Annotated in this window: 21 protein-coding genes; 4 read left to right on the top strand and 17 right to left on the bottom strand. The window is 65.1% G+C overall.

The features are described 5' to 3' along the window. Positions 1–57: 57 nt before the first annotated feature. Positions 58–969 (bottom strand): LysR family transcriptional regulator, encoded by a 912-nt coding sequence (locus DOM67_RS07705; protein ID WP_110675048.1) that lies wholly within the window; start codon positions 967–969, stop codon positions 58–60. A gap of 151 nt (positions 970–1,120) precedes the next feature. On the opposite strand from DOM67_RS07705, the gene DOM67_RS07700 reads away from it, so the two are divergent. Together DOM67_RS07700 and DOM67_RS07695 are read left to right on the top strand one after the other, a co-directional pair. After that, on the top strand, positions 1,121–2,149 hold the full coding sequence (locus DOM67_RS07700) for an NAD(P)-dependent alcohol dehydrogenase (protein WP_232825172.1): 1,029 nt from the start codon (positions 1,121–1,123) through the stop codon (positions 2,147–2,149). Between the two features lie 345 nt (positions 2,150–2,494). Continuing rightward, a complete protein-coding gene (locus tag DOM67_RS07695) occupies positions 2,495–2,971 on the top strand; it encodes an NYN domain-containing protein (protein WP_110675046.1) in 477 nt (158 codons plus the stop codon). A gap of 12 nt (positions 2,972–2,983) precedes the next feature. Here the strand turns inward: DOM67_RS07695 and DOM67_RS07690 are convergent, their stop codons facing one another. The 10 genes from DOM67_RS07690 to DOM67_RS07645 form a co-directional block, all read right to left on the bottom strand. Further along, positions 2,984–3,919, bottom strand: coding sequence for an SMP-30/gluconolactonase/LRE family protein (locus tag DOM67_RS07690; protein WP_110675045.1), 936 nt, complete (start codon positions 3,917–3,919; stop codon positions 2,984–2,986). Positions 3,920–3,922: 3 nt separating this feature from the next. Then, positions 3,923–5,218, bottom strand: a complete 1,296-nt coding sequence (locus DOM67_RS07685; RefSeq protein ID WP_110675044.1) for a TRAP transporter large permease — start codon at positions 5,216–5,218, stop codon at positions 3,923–3,925. Further along, positions 5,218–5,742 carry a TRAP transporter small permease gene (locus DOM67_RS07680; protein ID WP_157958810.1) on the bottom strand — a complete coding sequence of 175 codons (525 nt, stop codon included), beginning with the start codon at positions 5,740–5,742 and terminating at the stop codon, positions 5,218–5,220. The genes DOM67_RS07685 and DOM67_RS07680 overlap by 1 nt, the downstream gene beginning before the upstream one ends. Before the next feature lie 13 nt (positions 5,743–5,755). Further along, positions 5,756–6,742, bottom strand: a complete 987-nt coding sequence (gene dctP / locus DOM67_RS07675) for a TRAP transporter substrate-binding protein DctP (RefSeq protein WP_110675309.1) — start codon at positions 6,740–6,742, stop codon at positions 5,756–5,758. A gap of 413 nt (positions 6,743–7,155) precedes the next feature. Continuing rightward, positions 7,156–8,013, bottom strand: a complete 858-nt coding sequence (locus tag DOM67_RS07670) for an amidohydrolase family protein (RefSeq protein ID WP_110675042.1) — start codon at positions 8,011–8,013, stop codon at positions 7,156–7,158. Beyond that, complete coding sequence (locus tag DOM67_RS07665) at positions 8,010–9,515, bottom strand: tripartite tricarboxylate transporter permease (RefSeq protein ID WP_110675041.1); 1,506 nt, start codon at positions 9,513–9,515, stop codon at positions 8,010–8,012. Before DOM67_RS07665 ends, DOM67_RS07670 begins: the two co-directional genes overlap by 4 nt. An 82-nt stretch (positions 9,516–9,597) precedes the next feature. Beyond that, positions 9,598–10,074: a tripartite tricarboxylate transporter TctB family protein gene (locus tag DOM67_RS07660; protein ID WP_110675040.1), complete on the bottom strand. Its 477-nt coding sequence runs from the start codon at positions 10,072–10,074 to the stop codon at positions 9,598–9,600. After that, positions 10,071–11,024, bottom strand: coding sequence for a tripartite tricarboxylate transporter substrate binding protein (locus tag DOM67_RS07655; RefSeq protein WP_110675039.1), 954 nt, complete (start codon positions 11,022–11,024; stop codon positions 10,071–10,073). Before DOM67_RS07655 ends, DOM67_RS07660 begins: the two co-directional genes overlap by 4 nt. Before the next feature lie 331 nt (positions 11,025–11,355). Further along, complete coding sequence (locus DOM67_RS07650) at positions 11,356–12,030, bottom strand: RraA family protein (RefSeq protein ID WP_110675038.1); 675 nt, start codon at positions 12,028–12,030, stop codon at positions 11,356–11,358. Positions 12,031–12,089: 59 nt separating this feature from the next. After that, positions 12,090–13,082, bottom strand: coding sequence for a hydroxyacid dehydrogenase (locus DOM67_RS07645; protein ID WP_110675037.1), 993 nt, complete (start codon positions 13,080–13,082; stop codon positions 12,090–12,092). Positions 13,083–13,283: 201 nt separating this feature from the next. Here DOM67_RS07645 and DOM67_RS07640 point away from each other — a divergent pair, with 201 nt between their 5' ends. Then, positions 13,284–14,165 carry a LysR substrate-binding domain-containing protein gene (locus DOM67_RS07640; RefSeq protein WP_110675036.1) on the top strand — a complete coding sequence of 294 codons (882 nt, stop codon included), beginning with the start codon at positions 13,284–13,286 and terminating at the stop codon, positions 14,163–14,165. Between the two features lie 32 nt (positions 14,166–14,197). On the opposite strand, the gene DOM67_RS07635 is transcribed toward DOM67_RS07640, so the two are convergent. The 6 genes from DOM67_RS07635 to DOM67_RS07610 form a co-directional block, all read right to left on the bottom strand. Beyond that, positions 14,198–15,196: a tripartite tricarboxylate transporter substrate binding protein gene (locus tag DOM67_RS07635; RefSeq protein WP_110675035.1), complete on the bottom strand. Its 999-nt coding sequence runs from the start codon at positions 15,194–15,196 to the stop codon at positions 14,198–14,200. Positions 15,197–15,272: 76 nt separating this feature from the next. Then, entirely contained in the window at positions 15,273–16,301 is a 1,029-nt protein-coding gene (locus DOM67_RS07630; RefSeq protein ID WP_110675034.1) for an amidohydrolase family protein, read from the bottom strand. Then, positions 16,301–17,809: a tripartite tricarboxylate transporter permease gene (locus tag DOM67_RS07625; RefSeq protein WP_110675033.1), complete on the bottom strand. Its 1,509-nt coding sequence runs from the start codon at positions 17,807–17,809 to the stop codon at positions 16,301–16,303. The genes DOM67_RS07630 and DOM67_RS07625 overlap by 1 nt, the downstream gene beginning before the upstream one ends. Positions 17,810–17,821: 12 nt before the next feature. Next, the gene (locus tag DOM67_RS07620) at positions 17,822–18,319 is read right to left on the bottom strand and encodes a tripartite tricarboxylate transporter TctB family protein (RefSeq protein ID WP_110675032.1); all 498 of its coding nucleotides are present in this window, start codon (positions 18,317–18,319) and stop codon (positions 17,822–17,824) included. Between the two features lie 145 nt (positions 18,320–18,464). Further along, positions 18,465–19,478 (bottom strand): tripartite tricarboxylate transporter substrate binding protein, encoded by a 1,014-nt coding sequence (locus DOM67_RS07615; protein ID WP_232825171.1) that lies wholly within the window; start codon positions 19,476–19,478, stop codon positions 18,465–18,467. A gap of 200 nt (positions 19,479–19,678) precedes the next feature. Further along, positions 19,679–20,848, bottom strand: coding sequence for an MFS transporter (locus DOM67_RS07610; RefSeq protein ID WP_110675030.1), 1,170 nt, complete (start codon positions 20,846–20,848; stop codon positions 19,679–19,681). A gap of 140 nt (positions 20,849–20,988) precedes the next feature. Between DOM67_RS07610 and DOM67_RS07605 the strand changes: the two genes are divergently transcribed. Beyond that, positions 20,989–21,837, top strand: coding sequence for a helix-turn-helix transcriptional regulator (locus DOM67_RS07605; protein WP_110675029.1), 849 nt, complete (start codon positions 20,989–20,991; stop codon positions 21,835–21,837). The last annotated feature ends 46 nt before the right edge of the window (positions 21,838–21,883 follow it).

Genomic DNA, 21,883 nt, shown 5'->3' with positions numbered 1-21,883 from the left:
GAAGGGCACGTTCCCACAGGTATTTCCGCCATAATCCACGCTCGCGCTTCTGTTATTTTAGCGGTGAGAGTCTTTGATTGGCGGCTCGGTCATGAAATCGACGAAGGCTCTCAACGCGCTGGGCATGTGTTCGCGGTGCGGATAGTAGAGGTAGAACCCCGGGATCGACGGCGTCCATGAGGAGAGGACTCGCACCAGCTCACCGCTGTCGAGATGGGTTTGCAGATGATTCTCTGGCAGATAGGCGAGTCCGGTGCCTTCCAGAACCGCCGAGACGATCAGGCTGGTGTCATTGAGGGTCAAGGCGTGGCGAACCTGTAGATCGAAACGTCTATCGCCCTCCTGAAACGTCCAGGCGTACAAGGCGTTCGAGTCGCTCCAACGGTAGTTGATGCAGATGTGCTCGTGAAGATCTGCCGGGACCCCCGGTGGCGAGCGTCGAGCAAAGTAGCTTGGTGCGCCCACCACGGCCATGTTCAGTGCCGGCGTCAATTGTCTGGCGACCATCTCCTGCTGCAAGCGCTCGCCCGAGCGAATGCCCGCATCGAAGCCCTGCGAGACGATATCGGTCAGCGTGTCGTCGATGACGAGATCCACCTCGATATGAGGGTAGCGCTCCAGGAAGGCTTGAAGTCGCGGTATCAGCACCAGCTGGGCCGCGATGCGCGGCAAGTTGATCTTGATCGTGCCCTGCGGTGACGTCTGAAACGCTGCCGATTCACGCACGGCTTGCCGGATGTCGCTGATCGCCGGTTCCACACGCTGTAGTAGCCGTTCGCCTGCCTGGGTGAGCGATACGCTGCGGGTGGTGCGACTCAAGACTCTGACGCCCAGCCGCGTCTCCAGTGAGCGAATGGTGTGACTCACCGCCGAGGGTGACATTCCCAAGCGTGACGCGGCACGGCGGAAACTCTGCGATCTGGCAACCTCCATGAACGCGATGAGTTCGGCGATCTCCTTCCCGTTCATATCCTGTTTCCGCTCATATCCTGTTTCGGCGCATATTGCTGTCTCTCATTCATCACTGCGTGTCGATTGATGCGTATTATAGTGCGCTCGCCGTCGTGGGATAGTCTCGCCACGCTGTCGACGACCGTCGGCACCCTTCGATGGAGCCAACATGATGAGAGCGATACGGCGTTGGGAGATGGACGCGATCGGTCGTGAAAGACTGACACTGGCCACCCGTGAGAAGCCACGCCCCGCGGCGGATGAGGTGCTGGTCAGGGTGGGGGGCGTCTCGCTCAACCACCGCGACAAGATGGTGATCGAGAGTGGCCGGGGACTCTCGCTGGCTTACCCCTTCACACCCGGTTCCGACATGGCTGGCACCATCGTCGAACGGGGGGAGCAAGTGAAGGGGTTTGCCGAGGGAGATCGGGTCATCTCCGTGTTCACGCCCGACTGGATCGATGGGCGTCGACCGGGCAATGCGCGAACACCGGCCTATCGTACTTTGGGCGGTTTCTACCCCGGCGTTCTGAGCGAATACGTGGCCATGCCTGCCGCCTGGCTGGTTCATGCGCCGCGCACTCTGGATGATGCCCAGGCCAGTACCTTGCCCTGCGCCGGGCTGACGGCCTGGTTTGCGCTCGTCGAGAGAGCCGGCGTCAAGGCTGGCGATCGGGTGCTGATTCCGGGTACCGGCGGCGTGGCGCTATTCGGTCTGCTCATCGCGAAGATGAGCGGGGCAGAGGTGATCGTTGCCACCCAACCGGAGAAAGGTGAACGGGCGTTGGCGCTGGGAGCCGATCACTGGGTGGATCGTTCCCGCGATGACTGGAGGGAAGCGGTATACGCGCTGACCGATGACGAGGGCGTGGATCATGTGCTCGACGTGGTGGGTGGCGAGAATCTCGGCGTCTCCGTCCAACTGGCTGCCGTGGGTGGGCACGTATGCCAGATCGGGGCGTTGGCAGGATTCGATATCGCCTCCCCAGCCATGCCGCTGATGCTCAAGGACGTCACGATCCACGGTATCGGCACCGGTAGCCGGCGAGCGCTCGAGCGCTTCGTGCGGGCGGTGGATCAGGCCCGGCTCGAGCCGGTCATCGAGGCGCGCTATACCTTCGCCGAGCTGCCTCAGGCGCTGGATCATCTGGAGCGCAGGCCGTTTGGCAAGATCGTGATCGACGTGCCTGGCGACTGAGATCGGTGCGGTGGAGCGCGGGTCCATGAAGCCAGCTTGCTCATACGGTGTCTGACGACACCACGGCTCGAGCGCGTCGCGGGATGGTGGCGCGATCCACGGAGCCTCAAGATCAGGCGTCGTCTCCTTGCGTTGGCGGATCGGTATCCGCGTGTCTGGCTGCGCAGGTCCCATGGGACGGGGTGCGTTCGCCAGTGACCCTCGCTCCTCTCGCCAATCCGGGGGTGAAGCGTTGCACGTCAGCCTCTCCTTCTGATCGCATCAGGCGCCCGGCACGGTACCATGCACGTAAGCCGACGCCCGCCTGCCGAGACGGCGCCTCACTGCCTGCCGGGATAACTTGCCATGACCACCGTTGCCATCTTCGTCGACACGCAGAACGTCTACTACACCGTGCGCGATGCCTACGCCAAGCAGTTCGACTATCGCCGGTTCTGGGCGAAAGCGACGGTGGGCCGGGAGGTGCTGACCGCGCGCTGCTACGCCACCGACAAAGGCGACGCCAAGCAGCGCGGCTTCCAAAATACGCTGCGAACCATCGGCTTCGAAGTGAAGTTGAAGCCGTTCATCCAGCGCGCGGATGGCTCCGCCAAGGGCGACTGGGATGTGGGCATCACCCTCGATGCCATCGAATTCGCGGCGCTGGCGGACGTGGTGGTGCTGGTCTCCGGCGACGGTGACTTCGACCTGCTGGCGCGCAAGATTCGCGAGGTCCACGGCAAGCGGGTCGAGGTCTACGGCGTGCCCAAGCTGACCGCGCACTCGCTCATCAACGCGTCGAGCGAGTTCATTCCCATCGAGGGCGATCTGCTGCTGGGATGATCCACTCTCATCCTACTCTCCCCAGCCCGAGGCCATCGGGTGTCCGGCCACCGGTAGCTCCGCGCGCAGGATCGAGCCGGAATCCGATTCGGTGATATAGAGGGTGCGGCCCTCCGGGCCCCCGAAGGCGCAGTTGGTGGTCCCCAGCCCGGTCGGCGACTTGACCACGGCGATGGGCACGCCGAGCGCGTCGTGGACCCACACCAGCCCCATGCCGGTCTGGCAGACCACGACCCCATTGTCGCGTGTCAGGGCCAGACCATCCGGGCCGGCGCGGCCGCCGGAGAACTGCAGGAAGAGCCCCGCCTTGACCACCCGCTGGCTCGGCGACAGCGGCAGCCGCCACACCGCATTGGCGCGTGTCACCGCGAGATAGAGGGTGTGGCCGCTGCTGTCCAGCACCAGCCCGTTGGGGCTGGGCACGTTGTCGATCAGGCACTCCAGACGCTGCTCAGTGGGTGTCCATCGGTAGACGCGCCCGCTGGGGTCGTGCAGTCCGGTCTGCCCCTGATCGGTGAAGTAGATCGCCCCGTCGGGGCCGATATGCAGATCGTTGCAGCCCTTGAAGCTTTCCGAGTCGGCGTCGCCCAGGGCCGTGCTGATGCGGCCCGTGTCCGGGTCGAGCTGCATGATGCCGTTCTTGAAATCGGCGATGAAGATACGTCCCTGGGCATCGATCTTGAGCCCGTTGGGCTGGCCATCATAGGCGACGATCTGTTCCACCTCTCCCGCGGGCGAGGCGCGCAGAATGCGCCCGAAGGGGATGTCGACGAACCACAGATTGCCTGCCCGATCGAAGGAGGGGCCTTCGATGAAACTGTCGACGGCGGCGCCGCGGCGGTTCTTGGTCGCCCAGTCCGAGGGCTCTCCGGTACGCCGCAGTGACGCTGGCAGGGTGGTGAAGACCTGTGCCTCGATCAGCACGGGGTCGGGATGAGGAAAGGCCACGGGTCAACCTCCGGCGGTCAGATGGGGAAGCCACAGCGCGATGTCGGGCAGCGCGATCAGCAGCACGAGAAATGCCAGGATGATGGCGAAGAACGGCAGCACGCCCAGGATCACGTCCTCGACCTTGGTCTGCGCATCGGAACTGGCGACCACGAACAGGATCACCCCGAGCGGCGGGGTCAACTGGCCGAGCTCGACCAGGATGACCACGAAGACGCCGAACCAGACCGGATCGACGCCCATCGCCATCAGGGTCGGGAAGATCACCGGAACGATGATCGCGATCATGCCGAGCCCTTCCATGAAACAGCCGAGAATGGCGAACACCACCATCAGGATCAGCAGTAGCGAGACTTGCGACAGGCCGGCGTCGGCGACGCGATCGACCAGCGATTGGCCGATGCCGGAGAGCGCAGTGGCGTAGGCGAAGATCATCGAAATGAAGACGATGAACAGCACGTTGCCGCTCATGGTCAGGGTGCGCGACAGCGCCGTCTTGAGCATCGATAGATTGAGTCGGCGATACAGCGCCGAGATCAGTACGGCGCCGACGACGCCCAACGCACCGGCTTCGGTCGGCGTGGCGATGCCGGCGTAGATGCTGCCCAGAATGAAGACGATCAAGATCGTGAAGGGCAGCACATCCGCGGCGGCGTGCAAGTAATCGGAGAGGGTGCGGCGCTGGGTATCCTTGGGCACCAGCGAAGGCTTGGCCAGCGCCCGCGCGATGATGAACAGGCTGTAGCAGGCGCCGAGCAGGATGCCGGGCACCAGGCCGGCGGCAAATAGCTGGGCGATGGAGGTTTCGGTGAAGGTGGCGTAGATGATCATGGTGATCGAGGGCGGAATCAGGATGCCCAGGGTGCCGCCGGCCGCCAGAGAACCCGCCACGAAACGGCGGTTGTAGCCGCGCGCCGAGAGCGCCGGTAACGCCACGGTGGACATTGCCGCGGCGGTGGGTGCACTGCCGCCGGCCACCGCCGCGAAGACGCCGCTACCGACGATATTGGTGTGCAGCAGGCCGCCGGGCAGGCGGCGCATGAAGGGCGCGATGCCGTTGTAGAGCCGCGCACTGAGCCCACTCGCCAGCAGAATCTCGGCCATCAGGATGAACAGGGGAATCGCCGCCAGTGTGAAGCTATTGGCTGCGCCCCAGCTCACCAGCCCCAGTGCCTTCCAGCCGGCGAGGCCCTTCATCAGCCACAGGTAGACGAGGGCCGCGGCACCCACGGCGAACTGTACCCACAGCCCACCGACGATCAACAGCAACAGTACGCCGAATGCGATCAAGGCATCCATCACGCCGTACCTCCCTGACGTAGCGTGAGGATCATGCGTTCGACGAGGAACACAGCGATAAAGGTCAGCCCCAGCGGTATCAGCAGTTGGGGCATCCACAGCGGTGTCATCAGGAAGGTCGGCGCGACATTGCCGCGGGTGTAGGAGCTTTCGACCAGCTGCAGTGCGTACCAGATCAGGACGCCGCACACCGCCAGAGAGAGCATCAGATAGACCAGGTTGAGGAGGCGTTTCACCCCCTGGGGCAGGGCATCGAAGAGAAAACCTACCTGGAATAGCGAGTTCTTTCTCACCGCCAGACTGGCGCCGAACAGCGTCAGACCGACGACGATATATCCCGCAAGCTCCTCGACCACGCGCAGCGAGTAAGCGAAGAAGAAGCGCGACACGATCTCGGCGCTGACCAGAATGACCAGCGCGACCAGGCCCAGCCCGGCGAGACAGCGCACGCCGGTGGCGATGACATCGAACAGCGAACCGGCCGAGGCCGGTTCAGTGGAGGTGGGCGAGGGGATGGCGCTCATGATCGGCTCCGGATTATTTGCCAAGGGCCTGCAGGACCGCGGCGAGCGCCTTTCCATGCTCCGGCCCCGCCTGCTTGGCCCACTCGCGCCACCACGGCGCCATCTTTTTCTCGGCGCGTTCGATATCGGCCGGATCGGCTTCGATGATCGTCATGCCGGCATCCGCCTGCTGCTGTTTCTGGGTCTTCTCGTCGACGATGAAGTCCTGCGTGATCTGCTGCGTCTCCTGGCTGACGATGCGGTCCAGCGTCTGGCGGGTGGCGTCGTCCAGCGCGGCATGGGCCGAGGTATTGGCGATGACGGCGCTGTAGGCGTAGTTGACCGGCAGGCGGTAGTTGTATGGCAGGAACTCGTGCCAGTTCTTGGCACCACCGGCGCTGGCGGTCAGCACGCCGTCGATGACCCCGCGTTCCAAGGCGGTGGGCACTTCGGAGCCGGAGAGCGTGATCGGCGAGCCGCCGAAGGCCTCGACGAACGCACCCTGTTCCGGCGAGGTGACGCGAATCTTGTGATCCGCCAGGTCGTCCAGGCTAGCCATCTTGAAGGTGGTGAAGATGACCTGCTGGGGATAGCGATAGCTACCCAGGTAGGTGACCCCCTGAGCGTCGAAGCCCTTTTGTAGATAGGGCTCCATGACCGCGTAGGCCTTGTTCCACTCCTCGTCGTTGTTGATCAGCAGTGGCAGGTTGAGAATGCGCGCGATGGGGACATTGCCGGAAAAATAGAGGTCCGCAGCGAAGTCGACGATGCCATCGCCGGTTGCCTGGGTGATGTCGCTGGAAGCGATCTGCAGCGTCTTGCCCAGGTGCAGGGTGATCGACAGATCGCCGTCCGTTTCCTTGTCGACCCGGTCGGCAATCCGCTCCATGCCTTTCACCGCCGCGGTAGTGGAGACCGACGAATAGGTATATCCGGTCCAGTTGGTGGCCTGCGCGCCGCCCGCGACGGCGCTGCCGAGAATGATCAGGCCGGAAAGCAGGTAATGCTTGAGAGAAGGCATCTCATGTTCCTCGTGAATCATCGGGAGAAAAAGTGCCATTGATCGCCCCACCACTCATCGCCACGTCATGCTCGATATCGATCGTGTGATGTCATTGACAGGTGTTGAATGGTTTCGACTTTCGTCGGAATTTTTACGGTTTTATGGTCTGTCTATGCTGATCAATGGCGCGTGCTCGTAGCGAAAGTGAACATGAAAATAAGTGCTGGCTAAAGCGTGTAATTCTGATGAATAGATGCAGAAAAGCTTCACCTTGAATTCCCGGAAAAAGCGCTGTGTCCATTCGGCTTTGGTCTATCAGGTGCTCACTACTTGGCGCCCATCATCAGAGGGTTTGGAAATGAGCTCTAGAGCCGTAGTCGTAGCGACAACAGGGAGCGTGGCCAGCGCGCTGCCGTCGCGCTGGCAGACACTCAAAAGCGATAGAGCTTGGCGGGGTTGTGCGTGAGACAGGCGTCGCGCTGGGCGGGGGTGAGAACGCGCTCGAGAAAGTCGAGCATGTCGCGGGAAGCGGGGAGCGGTGGCGGCGTCATGACATGGGGCCAGTCGCTGCCCCAGACGCAGCGTTCCGGGTAGCGCTCGGCGATCTGGCGTACCAGCTCGCCGAGATCGTCGTAGCGCCCGACATGGCGGCTGACCCGGGTCGGTGCCAGCTTGATCCATACCCGCCCGGTGTCGAGCAACCGATATAGGCCACTCAGCTCATCGCTGGCACCGGGCGTCACATGGCCCAGGTGATCCAGCACCAGCGCCTGCCCGCTGGGCAGGGTGGGGAGCAGCGCGGCGAGTGCGGCGTAGCGTTCGGGCTCGGTGTTGAGCTCGACATGCCAATCCTGCGTGGCCGCACGTTCGGCCAGTCGCGGCAGGCGTGCCAGGTCGTTGTGGCCCAGGCGCGAGCGATCCTGCACGCGAATGGCGCGCACGCCAGCGTCCGCCATCGCCGCCAGTCCCTCGCTGCGCTCGTCGATCATGACCACGCCGCGCAGCTCGAGTGGGGCGGCGAGGCCGTTATCCGCGAGTCGCGCACGCTTCAGTGTCTCGAGCAGGAAGCGGTTGTCGGTGCCGTCGATGGAGGCCTGGATGAGTACGGCGCGGCCGATCCCGCCGACCGCGGCTTCGGTGGCGAAGTCGGCGATATCCTTGCGCGGCGGCTGATAGGCGGCCTTGGCATAGGCGTTCTGGGAAGAAGACGAGTGGCGAGACGCGTCGTCACGAGCAAAGACATGGATATGGCAATCGCAATAGGGAGCCTGCCTCACGGGTGGGTTCATGCCGCTCTCTCCCGGCGTGCGGCTCGATACCGCTGGTACGCAGCCCCCAGCACACACAGTAGCGTGACGACGACCAGCCCCATGACGATCGGCGAGTGCACGAAGATGGTGGCACTGCCACTGCTGGTCAAAAGCGCCTGGCGCAGGCTCTGCTCCAGCGGTGGCCCCAGGATCAGCCCGATCAGCAGCGGTGGCAGCGGGAAGCCGGCCCGGCGCAGCACGAAGCCGACGACGCCGGCACCGAGCATGACAGCGACATCGAACAGGCTGTTGTTGACCGAGAAGGCGCCGAAGATCGCCAGCATGGCAATGATCGGGAACAGATGGCGCGGCTGAATGCGGATCACGTGGACCGCGCCACGGAACATCGCCAGACCCAGCAGAATGCAGGGAATCGACAGCAGGATCAGCGCTTCGAAGATCGCGTAGACCTCGACGCCATGCTGCTGAAACAGAAACGGGCCGGGTGTCAGGCCCTGCAGCATGAAAGCGCCCAGAATCACTGCGGTCACTGCGTCGCCGGGTATGCCGAGTGCCAGCATGGGCACCAGGGCGCCGCCGGTCACGGCGTTGTTGGCGGCTTCGGGCGCGGCGACGCCCTCGGGTTCGCCGTGGCCGAAACGCGCCCCGTGACGCGAGCGCGAACGGGCGAAACCGTAGCTGACAAAGGCCGGCACGGTGGAGCCGATCCCCGGCAGAATGCCGACGAAGGTGCCGATCGCCGACGAGATCAGCAGGGTGACGCGCATTTTCCACAGGCTCAGCCAGCCCACCGCGCGCGGCGATGAGGTCTGGCTCGAGACGGCATCGATCCCGCGCTCGGCCGGGCCCTGTTGCCTGCCGGCGAAGGCCTGCAGCAGGACCTCGGACATCGCGAACAGGCCGATCAGGACCGGAATCAAGGCCAGGCCATCCTCGGCGGCGAAGCTGCCGAAGGTGAAGCGCGGCAGGCCCTCGATCGGATCCAGCCCGACGATACCGGCGGCGACGCCGACCAGCGTCATCAGCGCCGCATCGAGAATCGAGCCGCCGCCGAACAGCACGATGATGGCGAGGGCGAAGGTCATCAGTGCGGTCATCTGCGCGGGGCCGAAATCCAGCGCCAGCGACGCCAGCGGCTGGGCCAGCAGAATCAACACCAGACAGCTGAAGACGTTGCCGAACACGCTGGCGTAGAGGGCGATGCGCAGGGCCTCGCCGGCGCGCCCCTGACGCGCCATGGGGTGGCCATCCAGTGCGGTGGCGGCGGAGGACGGGGTCCCGGGCACGTTGAGCAGGATCGCCGAGATCGAGCCACCGAAGATCGCGCCCTGATAGACGCCCAGCAGCAGGATGATGGCGGGGATGGGCGACAGGGTGAACGTCACCGGAATCAGCAGCGCGATGGCGAGGGTAGGGCCGAGGCCGGGGATGGCCCCGATCACGATGCCGATGGCGACGCCACACAGGGCGGCGATCAGCACCCAGACATCGAGCAGCGCGTGGAAAGCGTCGAGCAGCATGGGCCGGGTCTCTCGAAAGGGTCTATGGGTAAAGGTCGTTGGCTTGCCGGTCAGGGGCTGTAGAGATGTCTTGCCGCGCCCTTCAGGGCAGCGGCAGGTGCAGCCCGTGGCGGGCGACCCAGGCGATCGCCAGCGCCACCACCAGTGGCAGGAGTACGCTGAAGCGCAGGCGCCGCTCGCCCAGTAGCCAGGCCAGCACGATGCCGACCGCGGCCACGCTGACGATGAAACCGAGGGGATTCATCGCCGCGATCGCCGCGGCCACCAGCAGCATGGCGGCCAGCGCCCGGGCCCAGCCGGCGGCGGCGCCGAGCGCGCTGTCGGGCGTGCGGCGATGCCGCCATAAGCGCAGCGCTGCGACCAGGATCAGCAGCCACAGCACCAGGCGTGGAAAGAAGCGGGCATCGGGGCCGGGGTCGCCGAAATCGAAGACCGTGACCTGCGCCTGGAGCGTCAGCAGCCCGCAGGCGGCGAGGCCCAGAATGGCGCTGCAGATCAGGGTCTGGAGACCGTGGCGAGAGGTACCGTGGGCAGTGGGAGAGGGGGGCTCGACACTCATCGTTTCAATGCCTCGGCCAGTTGTTGGTAAGCGTGCAGATTCTTCTCGATCACCGCCGCGAGCGCCGGACCAGGCAGCACCCGTACCGGCTGATTGAGCTTCTTCATCACCTTGGCGAAGGCGGGCGAGGCCGCTGCCTCGGTGAAGGCCCTGCGTAGTGTCTCGACGCGCTCCTCCGCCACCCCACGCGGCAGCATCAAGGCCACGATCGACGGAAATTGAATGTCGTAGCCCGCCTGCTCGAGCGTCGGCACCTCAGGGAAGTCGGGATCGGGTTGGTCGTCGAGTACCGCCAGCAGGCGTAGCCGCCCATCCTTGACCAGATCGCGATAGGCGGGCACCAGGGCGATATCGACATGCTGGCCCAGCAGGGCCGCCGTCGCGCCGGAAGCGCCGTTGAACGGGACGTGCTGGAGCTGGGCACCGGTCTCGCGGGCGAGCTGGGTGAACGCCAGGCGCGCACCACTCAGGGCGCCGGCGGTGGCGTAGCTGAGCCGCTTGCCATCCTGAGTGGCGGCCAGTAGTGCATCGAGGCTGTGATAGGGGCTGTCTGCACTCACCAGCACCCCATGGTAAGGCCCGGAGTAGTTCAGCAGCGGCAGGAAATCCTGCAGCGGATCATAGCCGACCCGGCGCAGTGCGGGCGTGACGAAGGTGGGCGAAGAGGTGGTGGCGATCAGGGTATAGCCGTCCGCGTCGGCCCGGGAAACCGCACGCATGGCGTTGACGCCGCCGCCGCCGGGGCGATTCTCGACCACCACCGGCTGACCCAGTAACGGCTCTGCCAGCTTGGCCAGTTGGCGTGCCGAGATATCGGTGGTGCCGCCGGCGCCGTAAGGCACCACCAGCGTGATCGGGCGGGCGGGATAGTCGGCCGACCAGGCCGATGTCGAGACCGCCAGCAGCAGCGCGACGAGTATCCAGAGAAGGTGGTGTCGCAGCGATGACATCGATGCTCTCCCGGTGAGGCAAAGGTTCACCTCGTCTTGGAGATGAAACGCTGAGAATTAAGTGAAAATGGCGTGGGTTATTTTAAGTTCTATGGTGATTTTTATTCATTGGACTTTGGTCTAAATGGATCGATAAATCGGGTATCGTTTTTGGGAAAATCAAGCTGATTTCCCGAGTGATAAAAACGCGAAAAGGCCCGGCCCCATGGAGGCCGGGTCAAGCGTTTATGCAAAGAAGTGGGCGCTTTGGTCTGATGCTATTTTGTCAGAGAGTCAGAGAGTCTTTTCTCAAATGATCTCCTGCCGAATGGCCTTCGCCAACGCTATCCCGTTATTCGAACGTGCAGCCTGCCGCCTTGAGTGCGTTGTCGACCCAGCTACGGTCATTGTCGCCGGCATGGATCGCGGCCATCTGCTTCTCTTCCGCTGCCTGCTTCGCTTGTGCCGCTTCGAGTACCGCAGGGGCCGCCTCGAACGGTACACAGAGCAGGCCGTCGTTATCGCCGAGGATCAGGTCACCGGGTTCGATGACCATGCCGCCGATGTTGATCGGCGTGTTGATCTCACCGGGGCCATTCTTGTAGGGGCCGCGATGGGTCACGCCGGCGGCGAAGGTGGGCAGGTTGGTATCGCGGAAGCCATCCAGGTCGCGCAGCGCCCCGTTGAGCACGAAGCCGGCCACCCCCTTCTTGACGGCATAGGCCAGCATCAGCTCGCCCATCAGCGCATTGGTGGTATCGCCGCCGGCATCGCAGACGATGACATCGCCGGGTTCGGCCATGTCGATCGCCTTGTGCAGCATCAGGTTGTCGCCGGGGCGGGTGCGCACGGTGAGGGCGACACCGGCCAGCGAACCTTCCCGGTGCATCGGACGTAGATCGGCGCCGCCGGCGAACACCCGGGACATGCTGTCGCTGACCACCGCCACGGGCAGCGCAGCGAAAGCCTGGATCAAGGCGTCATCGATACGACGCTGACGTTGGAGAATTCGGTTGCCGATGGGCATGACAGGACTCCTGCTAGAGGCGCCGGCGCTATCTGGCCGACGTGATGGATAGGCGCGGCTCAGGGGCAGGCCGCGGTGGCGATGTCGTTGACCAGACGTGCTGGCGGCAGCGACTTGTCGGCGAGAAAGTCGACGATGCCGCTGACCGCCAGGACGCCGACCCGCGTGCCGGCCTCGGCGGTCACGCCAGCGACATGGGGGGTGAGAATGACCCGGTCGCAAGCGGCCAGCGGATTGATGCCTTCCGGGGGTTCGCGCTCGAAGGTGTCCAGACCGGCGCCGGCGATATGACCGCTGTCGAGCGCGGCCAGCAGCGCCTTTTCATCGATCAGCCCGCCGCGCGAGGTGTTGATGACATAGCTGTTCGCCGGCATGAGGGCCAGCGTTTCGGCGTTGAGGAGATGGGCGTTGGTCTCGGTCAGCGGGCAGTGCAGGCTGACGATGTCGGAGCGTGACAGCAGTGCTTCCAGCGTCTCGCGACGTTGAGCGCCGAGTGCCGCGATCGAGGCGTCCGAGGCGTAAGGGTCGTAGATGGCGACCTCCAGCCCTAAGCCCTGCACGATCTTGACCACCGCGGCGGCGATGGCACCGCCACCCACCAGGCCCAGACGCAGGCCGCACAGCTCGCGGCCGAGAAATTCGGCTTTCTCCCAGCGGCCGGCGCGCATGCCGCTGTCCAGCGGCAGCAGGCGTTTGACCGTGGCGAACATCAGGGCGACGGCGTGTTCCGCCACGGAGACGGCGTTGCCGCCGGCCGCGCGGATCACCTGTACTCCATGACGCGTGGCTGCGGCGACGTCGATGTTATCGACCCCGGCACCGTGCTTGGAGATCACCCGCAGCGAACGCCCGGCGGCGATCGCCTCGGCTCCGAACTGGCCCATGCGGGCGACGACCCCCTGGGGGTCGTGGCGCTCGATATGCTCGATGAGCACCTCGGGTGTCGGATAGGGCGGGGTGTGGAATACGGCGTAGCCTGCGGCTTCGGCGTGCTGTCGGGCCTCTTCCGCGAGATAGGGGCCGGTCACGAGTATGGCGGATTGCTTGGCCAACGCGGGTCTCTCCCAGATGTCGTTGCAGCGGTGATCGCGTCGTAGCGATGGTGCTGATCGGTGTGGATGTTTTGCTCAGAATACAGCTAGTTTTGCTGTATTAAAGCGATTAATATTTGGCAATAAGTGAAGCGAATCTTAACGATAGGGGCGCACGCCGACTGCGCCACACCGTCTCAACCCCGACCCGTGGAGGTGCCCGTGGACACTCGCCAGTTACGCACGCTGATCGCCATTGCCGAGCACGGTACCTTTGCCGGCGCCGCGCGCGAGGTGAGCCTGACGCCTTCGGCCGTCAGCCAGCAGATCCTGGCGCTCGAGCAGGAGCTCGACACCCAGCTTTTCAATCGTGAGACGCGCCCCCCCAGCCTCAATCTGCATGGCCTCCAGCTGCTCGAAACCGCGCGCAAGGTCCTCGGGCTGGTCGAGGAGACCCGGGCCTCGATCAAGGGCAGCAGCGTCTCCAGCACGCTCAGCATCGGTTCCGTGCGCACCAGCACCATCGGCCTGTTGCCGCGTGCCATCGTGGCGCTGCGCGAGGAGTTTCCTGCGCTCCACGTCGATCTGCGCGTGGGCATGTCGTCGGGGCTTCTGAGCGACGTCAACGCCGGTCGCCTGGATCTGGCCGTGGTCGCCGAGCACGCCGGGGTGTCGCGCAATCTGACCTGGGCTCCTTTCCTGCGCGAGCCGCTGGTGGTCATCGCGCCACCGGGAACGCCAGCGCTGCCGGTGCGCGAGCTGCTGGAGCGCTTGCCGTTCGTGCACTTCGCCAGCGACGTGCCGCTGGCGGCGCTGATCAACAACGAGTTGACCCACCAGAGCATCAAGGTCACCCACATCGCCGAGATCGACACCATTCCGGCCATCGTCGAGTGCGTGGCAGCGGGGCTGGGCGCCGCTGTGGTGCCCGATATCGCGGTGCGTGAAAACGGCCGCGACATGCTCAAGCTGCCATTCGGCCGACCCCAGGTTTACCGCCAGATCGGCACCGTGCAGCGGGCCAATTCGGCCAAGGCCGAGCTGCTGGTAGCGATGCACAACAAGCTGGCCGAACTGTCCGGCGAGTTCGGCGTATTCCTGTGATGGCCCCATGGCGGGCGGCGGTGTGATCGCTCTCATTTCCACGGATGCTGCTGCCAGAGCGCTTTGGCGGTTTCCGACTGGGCCTTGGCCAGCGCGCGATAGTCATCGCCCACACGGATATCCAGGGCATTGCCCTGGGCGGCGAGTTCGTCGCGCAGCGCCGTGTTGTCGGCCAGCGCCGCGAATGCCGCCCTGAGCCGGGTCTTGACCTCGTCGGGCAGGCCTTTCGGTGCGACGAAGCCGCGATAGGAGCCCATCTCGATGGCGTAACCCTGCTCCTTGGCGGTGGGCACGTCGGGGGCGAAGGGAGAGCGTTTGTCGTCGAGCACGGCGAGCACGCGGAGCTCGTCGTCGAAACCGATGGTCTGGCTCAAGGCCATGGTGCCCACCGCCACGTGGCCGCCGAGCAGGGCGGTACGTGCCATCGAGGCGCCGTTGAACGGAATCAGATTGAATTGGGTGTCGGTGGCGGCGGCCAGCAGTAGGGCGCTGAAGTGGTCGTTGCCGCCGAGGGCGGAGAGTGCCACGCTGAGGCTGCCCGGCTCGGCCCGTGCGGCCTGAATCAGGTCATCCAGGGTGTGATAGGGCGACTGCTTGCTGACCACCAGGGTATTGGGGTCGTGCACCACGTTGGCGAGATAGTCGAAGCTATCGACGTCGTAAGCTGCCTTGCGGTCGTAGGTCATGGCCATCGCCGCCGGCAGATTGAAGGTGCCCAGGGTGTAGCCGTCGGCCTTGGCGGTGGCGACACGGGTGAAGCCGATCTGGCCGCCGGCGCCGGGCTGGTTCTTGACCACGACGCTGGCATCCTCGCCCAGCTCCCGCTCCAGATACTTGCCCACCACCCGGGCGAGGACGTCGGTGCCGCCGCCGGCGGAGTAGCCGACGATCACCTCGATCGGCTTGTCGGGGTAGGCCGCGAAGGCCGGCAGGCTGGAAGCGGCCAGCGCCAGGGTCGACAGGGCGATGGCGGCCAGGGCCCGGGTCGCCTGGGTGCTGACGTCGCGGACGGCATCTAAGGTTTTCAACATGGCGTGACTCCTCGTGTCGCGGTGATCGTTGTTTTTCTCGTCGGTTCTCGTCGGTTCTCGCAGCGTGTTCGGCGCTTCAGGCGTCGCTCGTCCCTGCCCGGCACGCCGGGAAGTGCAGGCCGTAGGTCTCGGCGGCAGTGCGCCAGAACAGCTGGTCCCTCTCTGCCTGGCTCGCGCCGCGGGTGAGACGCTTGAAGGCATTCCATAGCGCGACATAGGAGAACATCCCCTTGTCCACGGGGAAGTTGCTCTCGAACATCGCACGCTGCGGCCCGAAGGCTTCCAGGCAACTCTCGACCCAGGGCGCCCAGTCCGCGGCGAGCTGGCGGGAGTGCGGTGGCAGCGGCCGCTGGTGATAGGTGTTGCCGAAGACGGCAAGGCCGAAGCCGCCGATCTTGATGCGGGTGTTGGGCAGGCGGGCCAGCGCATTCACCCCCCGGCGCCAGGCCGTGACATCGGCGGGCGTTCTGGCGCTGAACGGGCCGACGCCAAGGGGGCCGCCGCAGTGATCGATCACCACTGTCAGATCGGGTAAGGCGCGTGCCAGGGACTCGACCTCATGGAGCTGGGTCTGATAGGCCCAGACGTCGAGCACCAGGCCCGCCCGGGCGACCTCGGCGGCCCCTCGGCGAAAGGCTTCCGAGCGCAGCAGGCCATCCGGCGCCGGGTTTGGGTTGGAGCGCACCGCGGGGTCGGGATGAAAGGCAGTGGTATTGCGAATGCCGCGAACCCGGCCGGGTGCCAGTGCGAGCAGTGCCTCGAGCGTGTCGCGGACTTCACTTCCCCTCATCAGGTCGGCAAAGGCGACGATGCCGGCCGGGTAGTGCGGTGTCTGCGCGCTCCAGTCGAGGATCGTCTCGACCTCGCCCAGCGGGCGCAGCGACTCGGGGCCGGAACGGCGATAGCCGGTGCGGCACTGGACATAGAGGCTGGCGCGCACGTCGTGCCCCGTGCCGACATCGGCGACGAACTCGGCGCTGCGGTAGCGGCTCTCGTCGCGATCCCACAGGTGGTGATGGGCGTCGAGAATCGGCTGCGCTGGGTCCAGCACCGGCTCATCGGCCAGTGCCAGCCACGCTTCCCGGATCGGCGCGTGGGGCGTCATCAGGCGTTGGCCCGGTGTGTCTTGCGGGCGCGCAGCCAGCGCGAGAACAGTGGTGCCAGCACCACCAGCAGAATCATCGCGATCAGGATCTTGGCGGTCGGGCTGGCGGCGAGAATGCTCCAGTCGCCGCCGCCGATACGCAGCGCCAGACGCAGGTTCTGTTCGGCGAAACCACCCAGTATCAGGCCCAGTACCACCGGCGGTAGCGGGAACTTCAACTTGTCCATGAAGTAGCCGATCAAGCCGAAGCCGAGCATCAGATAGACGTCGAACATGCGTCCGTTGATCGAGTAGACGCCGATGAACACCAGGGCAATGATGATCGCGCCGAGCAGCGGCCGCGGGAGACGCAGAACCTGGGCAAAGCTGTTGGTCGCCAGGGCACCGCCGAGGAAGATCAGCAGGACCGCCGCGAACAGGAACTGCCACATGAACCCGAACACGATTCCCGGATTGTCGCGGAACAGCATCGGCCCCGGCTGCAGCCCGTGGATCAGCAGCCCGCCGAGCATGACCGCGGCCACGGCCGTGCCGGGGATACCCAGGGTCAGCGCCGGGATCAGCGCGGCGGCGGTGTCGGCATTGTTGGAGGTTTCCGAGGCGGCGACGCCCTCCGGCTCGCCCTTGCCCCACTCCTCCGGGTTCTTGGAAGCGCGGCGCGCCTCGTTGTAGCTGAGGAAGGCGGCCATCGAGCCACCGGCACCCGGCAGAATCCCCACGAAGACGCCGATCACCGAAGAGCGTACCCAGGTCTTCCAGTATTTCAGCATACCGGGTATCGCTTTCCAGATGCTGATGGTATTCAGACGCCCGGTGTTCTGGGTATCGAAATCGCGCACTTCCTCGAGCAGCCCGATGGCGGGCGGCAGGGCGTAGAGACCCACCAGCAGAACCACGATATTGATGCCGTCGAGCAGTTCCAGATGGCCGAAGGTGTAGCGCTCGGCACCGGTGATGGTATCGGCACCGACCAGCGACACGAAGACCCCGAAGGCGGCACTGATCAAACCCTTGAGCACGTCTCCGCCGAGCAGGAACACGATCGCCGACATGCCGAACACCGCGACCCAGAAGATCTCGGTGGGGCCGAACAGCAGTGTCACCTTGGCCAGCGGCGGTGCCAGCAGCATCAGCACCAGCGCCGAGACGATGCCGCCGATCGCCGAGGAGACCACGGCGACCTGCAGGGCGTAGCCCCCACGGCCCTGCTGGGCCATCGGGTAGCCGTCGAAACTGGTCGCGACCGCGGCCGGGGTGCCCGGAATCCGCAGCAGGACGGCCGGGATCGAACCGCCGTACATGGCGCCGTTGTAGATGCCCGCCATCATGCCCAGTGCGACCAGCGGGTCCATCCCGAAGGTGAACGGAATCAGCACTGAAATCGCCATGGTCGCGCTCAGGCCCGGCAGGGCGCCGACGCAGATACCGGCAATGACGCCGATGACGACCGCCGCCAGGTTGCCCAGGGAGAGCACTGCCGGTAGCGCGTCGATGAGGTTGCCGTACATGGTGTGTCCTCGTTAGCGCAGGAAGAATTCAGTGGGCAGCTCTTGCCCCATCAGCACGACGAAGATGATCGCGATGCCACCGGTAAAGATCAGGTCCGCGAGCAGCACGCCCTTGAGACTGCGGTAGCCGAAACACCAGGCCACCACCGGAATCATCACCGCCGTGGTGGTGTAGAAGCCGAGCAGCGCCACACCGGCGACATAAGCGGCAATGGCGACGACGATGCCGAAGAAGCGCCGTGCGTTGTCGAACACCTTCAGCGGTGCCGGCGCAGTGGCCTCCGGGTCGCCGCGACGTCGACGGCGTAACAGACAGCGCCCGATCATCAGCAGGCCCAGCACGATCAGCGCCGAGAGCATGGTGACCGGCAGCAGCGCGGTCATGCCCGGCATGTCGGAGGTTCGGGTCAGCAGTGCACCGGCCCCCAGCACGATGATGATGCCGGCGATCAAGTCCGGGTCGATGCCACGGGCGGCGCCGAGAGGGGTGGAAGAAGACGCGTTGTTCATGCGATGTCTCTTGGCAGGGCGTAGCGAGGAAGATGCGATGGCCTGGCGTGACACTCGGTGCACCGCGATGCCGGTGAGGTCATCGCGGTGGTTTGTCTCTCACGCCGCGGGTCATGACGACGACTTCAGCGTGGGAAGGCGAACATCACTTCCAGGGGTGGGTTTCCCAGATGCGCTTGGCGAGTTCCAGCTGCTCGGCATTGAGTGCCTTGAATTGCTCACCCAGAGCCAGCTCGGTCGGGTTGCCGGAGCGCTGCATTGCCTTCTGGAAATCGGAATCGTCGTAGGTCTTCTGAAACGCCGCGAGCAGTTTCGACTCGACATCATCCGGTAGCCCGGCGGGGGCAACGAAGCCGCGCAGTGCGCCGTTGACCAGGTCGAACCCCTGCTCCTTGAAGGTGGGGATGTCCTCGGCCATGGGCGAGCGCTTCTCGGAAGCAATGCCCAGCACGTTCAGCTCGTCTCTGAAGGCGACCACCTCGGAAACGTTGATGATGCCCATGGTGACATGGCCACCCATCAGGGCGCTGCGAGCCGGTGCAGAGCCCGAGAAGGGCACCACGGTATAATCGGCATCGGTGACATCGGACAGCTTCTGCAGGAAGAAATGATCGTCACCGCCCAGGCTGGACATCGCCACGGTCACCGCGCCAGCGCGTGCCTTGGCCGCCTCGACCAGTTTGTCCATGGAGTCGATGTCGCTGTTCTTGGGTGTCACGATCACATTGGGATCGTTAACGATATTGGCGAGATAAGTGAAGCTATCGGCGTTGTAATCGGCATGTCGGTCGAGTGTCCTCGCCATCGCGCCGGGCAGATTATAAGTGCCCAGGGTATAGCCGTCGGGATCCGCCTCGGCGACGGCGGTCACGCCGATCTGGCCACTGGCCCCCGGCATGTTCTTGACCACCACCGAGACGTCATTACCCAGGTATTTTTCCAGATAGGGGGCGATGGTGCGGGCCATGACATCGGTGCCGCCGCCTGCGGCAAAGCCGACGATCATGTCGATGCGTTTTTCCGGATAGTCCGCCAGTGCGGTGGAGGCCATGCCGCCCGATATCAGGAAGGCAGCAGCGATGGCAATTGTTTTAAGTCTCATGGTTTTGCCCTTGAATGCGTGGTCGGCGTCAGCGCAGTTAAAGGCAGTTGTTGGCATGGCTAAAGCGAATAATTCTTACCGGCGCAATCAGTTTTCTTTCAGTATGTTGGTAGGGCGCTTTTCAATACGACGTTGGTCGTAACGCCTCGGCGTTCACATAAATATCCTGGTCTTTCTTGTCAATAAGACCATTGCGCTGCCCGACGGCGCCAACGAACAGAAGCGGGCGGCTTCCGTTCGCTGGCGTGGGGTGCGGGTCACACGATGGCGTGGGCCTGGCCTCGTCGTTGACGCCACAGGCTGAGTCCCAGACCCAGCAGGGCAACCAGACCGGCGGCGAAGGAGAGCGCGTCGACGGGCATGTGCAGGGCCAGGGCGAATCCGCCGATCGAGGCGCCGAGCGCACTGCCGAGATAGAGCGCGGACTCGTTCAAGGCCACGGCCAGATTGCCATCGCCCTGGGCCTCACGGGCTTTCATCAGCCCGCTGTTCTGCGGAACCTGCAGCGCCCAGCCGACGGCACCCCACAGCGCGATGGGGAGCAGCGCCAGCCAGGGGGAGACGGCGAGCAAGAGTGGCAGCGCGATCAGCGCCAGGCTCAGCAGCAGCATGATCGCAGCGGTGAGCCGCGGGCCGGAAAAGCGGTCGACCAGCGTGCCGATCACAAAGCTGCCGAGCACGCCGCCGACACCCCACACCCACAGATAGATCGCCACCGAGTGCTCACCATGGGCGTCGATCAGCGGTGCGATATAGGTGTAGAGCCCCAGACTGGCGATAGCGGCGAGCAGGGAGATGCCGAGCAGGCCTAGCACCTGCCGATCGTTCAGGATGGAGAGTTTCCGACGCAGTGGCACGGCCCGAGCCTCGGGCAGCTTGGGGAGCCGCAGTACGAGGCCGACCAGCGCCACCAGGCCGATCAAGGCGATCGTCCACAGTGCCGCCTGCCAGCCCCAGCGCTCGGCCAGCGCCAGGCCCAGCGGCACGCCCAGCACGGTGCCGCTCGCCATGCCGCCCATGATGATCGAAATGGTCTTGCCGCGGGCACCTGCCGGGGCCACACCCACCGCCGCGGCAATGCCGATGGCCAGATAAGTGCCCGCCGCCAGTCCTGCCACGACCCGCCAGAGCATCAGCAGGGTGAGACTCGTGGCCAGCGCGCTGGCGGCGTTGGCGATCACGAACAGGCCCAGCATCGCGAACAGCCCGCCACGCTGGTGCCTCGAGGGCAGCAGCGCGACACACAGCGGGGAGCCCAGCCCATAGGCCAGGGTGAAGGCGGTGACCAGTTGAGCGGCGACCGATACCGAGACCGCGAAGTCGGTCTGGATCAGCGGGATCAGCCCGGCGGTGACATAGGATGCCATGCCCAGGGCGAAAGCGCCGATGGCCACCAGAGAGGTGGTGCTGTGGGAGGGGGATGCCATGTGTTGTCTCCAGGAACGCTCGGTGGGTGTACAGAGGGTTCGCGGAGTGTGGGGCGCCATTTAAGGGGTTACAATTTAAGCGTTTATGCTATTACTAAAGGCAATGGCGCCGGCGCGCCGATCACGGAGAGGGAGCAGGTATGGCGCAGACCCGCAAGCTCGCGCGCACGCGCCCGGCGCTGTCGGAATTCCTGCGTACCCGGCGTGAGCGCATCGCCCCCGAGACGGTGGGCTTGCCGGCAGGGACGCGCCGGCGTACGCCGGGGCTGCGGCGCGAGGAGGTGGCCGCGCTCGCCGGGGTCGGCGTGACCTGGTACACCTGGTTGGAGCAGGGGCGCGAGATCGGGGTGTCGTCAGCCTTTCTCGACAGCCTGGCACGGGCGCTGCAGTTGGATGCCGCGGAGCGGCGCCATCTGTTTCTGCTCACCCATCAGCGCCCGCCGGTCGAGCCCGGGCGCACCTGGTGCCAGCTGCCGCCGCTGGTCGCGCGGCTGATGAATGACCTGACCACGCGGCCGAGCTACGTGATGAATCTGCGCTGGGACGTGCTCGCCTGGAACCCGGCGGCAGCGCGGGTATTCGGCTTCGAGCGCCAGCCGGCCGAGTATCGCAATCTCCTCTGGATGCTGTTCACCGACGACGCCCTGCGCCGGGTGATCGCCGACTGGTCGACCCAGGCACCGCGCATGCTTTCCAGCTTTCGCCGCGATCATGCGCGGGCGGGCGACGACCCCGCCATCGGCCAACTGGTCAGCGAACTCACCGCGCACTCACCTGAGTTTCGCCAGTGGTGGCGCCGGCATGAGGTGGATGCCCCGTGCCAGGGCGTACGCGCTCTCGATCTTCCCGATCTCGGCGAGATCGATTTCGAGCACACCAGCCTGATCGTCGACGAGAGCCGCCATCTGCGCCTGGTGGTCTATGCGGTGCGCGAAGGGGAGCCCCAGGCCGATGCCTTCGCCCGTTGGGTGGCGGGCGAAGCGACTTAGCCGCAGCGACCGGCGGCCCATGGCCTCCCTTGCCAGGGGTAGTCAA

Source organism: Salinicola sp. RZ23, from assembly GCF_003206675.1.
Classification (GTDB): Bacteria; Pseudomonadota; Gammaproteobacteria; order Pseudomonadales; family Halomonadaceae; genus Salinicola; species Salinicola endophyticus.
This window is presented reverse-complemented; position numbering and strand designations above follow the sequence as displayed.

Bases quoted from the DNA above. Each gene is read 5' to 3' on its own strand.
- DOM67_RS07695 (WP_110675046.1), top strand. From the start codon at position 2,495: ATGACCACCGTTGCCATCTTCGTCGACACGCAGAACGTCTACTACACC.
- DOM67_RS07650 (WP_110675038.1), bottom strand. From the start codon at position 12,030: ATGCCCATCGGCAACCGAATTCTCCAACGTCAGCGTCGTATCGATGAC.
- DOM67_RS07670 (WP_110675042.1), bottom strand. From the start codon at position 8,013: ATGAACCCACCCGTGAGGCAGGCTCCCTATTGCGATTGCCATATCCAT.
- DOM67_RS07635 (WP_110675035.1), bottom strand. From the start codon at position 15,196: ATGTTGAAAACCTTAGATGCCGTCCGCGACGTCAGCACCCAGGCGACC.
- DOM67_RS07680 (WP_157958810.1), bottom strand. From the start codon at position 5,742: ATGAGCGCCATCCCCTCGCCCACCTCCACTGAACCGGCCTCGGCCGGT.
- DOM67_RS07605 (WP_110675029.1), top strand. From the start codon at position 20,989: ATGGCGCAGACCCGCAAGCTCGCGCGCACGCGCCCGGCGCTGTCGGAA.
- DOM67_RS07610 (WP_110675030.1), bottom strand. From the start codon at position 20,848: ATGGCATCCCCCTCCCACAGCACCACCTCTCTGGTGGCCATCGGCGCT.
- DOM67_RS07705 (WP_110675048.1), bottom strand. From the start codon at position 969: ATGAACGGGAAGGAGATCGCCGAACTCATCGCGTTCATGGAGGTTGCC.
- DOM67_RS07615 (WP_232825171.1), bottom strand. From the start codon at position 19,478: ATGCCAACAACTGCCTTTAACTGCGCTGACGCCGACCACGCATTCAAG.
- dctP (WP_110675309.1), bottom strand. From the start codon at position 6,742: ATGCCTTCTCTCAAGCATTACCTGCTTTCCGGCCTGATCATTCTCGGC.
- DOM67_RS07685 (WP_110675044.1), bottom strand. From the start codon at position 5,218: ATGGATGCCTTGATCGCATTCGGCGTACTGTTGCTGTTGATCGTCGGT.
- DOM67_RS07665 (WP_110675041.1), bottom strand. From the start codon at position 9,515: ATGCTGCTCGACGCTTTCCACGCGCTGCTCGATGTCTGGGTGCTGATC.
- DOM67_RS07625 (WP_110675033.1), bottom strand. From the start codon at position 17,809: ATGTACGGCAACCTCATCGACGCGCTACCGGCAGTGCTCTCCCTGGGC.
- DOM67_RS07630 (WP_110675034.1), bottom strand. From the start codon at position 16,301: ATGACGCCCCACGCGCCGATCCGGGAAGCGTGGCTGGCACTGGCCGAT.
- DOM67_RS07660 (WP_110675040.1), bottom strand. From the start codon at position 10,074: ATGAGTGTCGAGCCCCCCTCTCCCACTGCCCACGGTACCTCTCGCCAC.
- DOM67_RS07655 (WP_110675039.1), bottom strand. From the start codon at position 11,024: ATGTCATCGCTGCGACACCACCTTCTCTGGATACTCGTCGCGCTGCTG.
- DOM67_RS07700 (WP_232825172.1), top strand. From the start codon at position 1,121: ATGATGAGAGCGATACGGCGTTGGGAGATGGACGCGATCGGTCGTGAA.
- DOM67_RS07620 (WP_110675032.1), bottom strand. From the start codon at position 18,319: ATGAACAACGCGTCTTCTTCCACCCCTCTCGGCGCCGCCCGTGGCATC.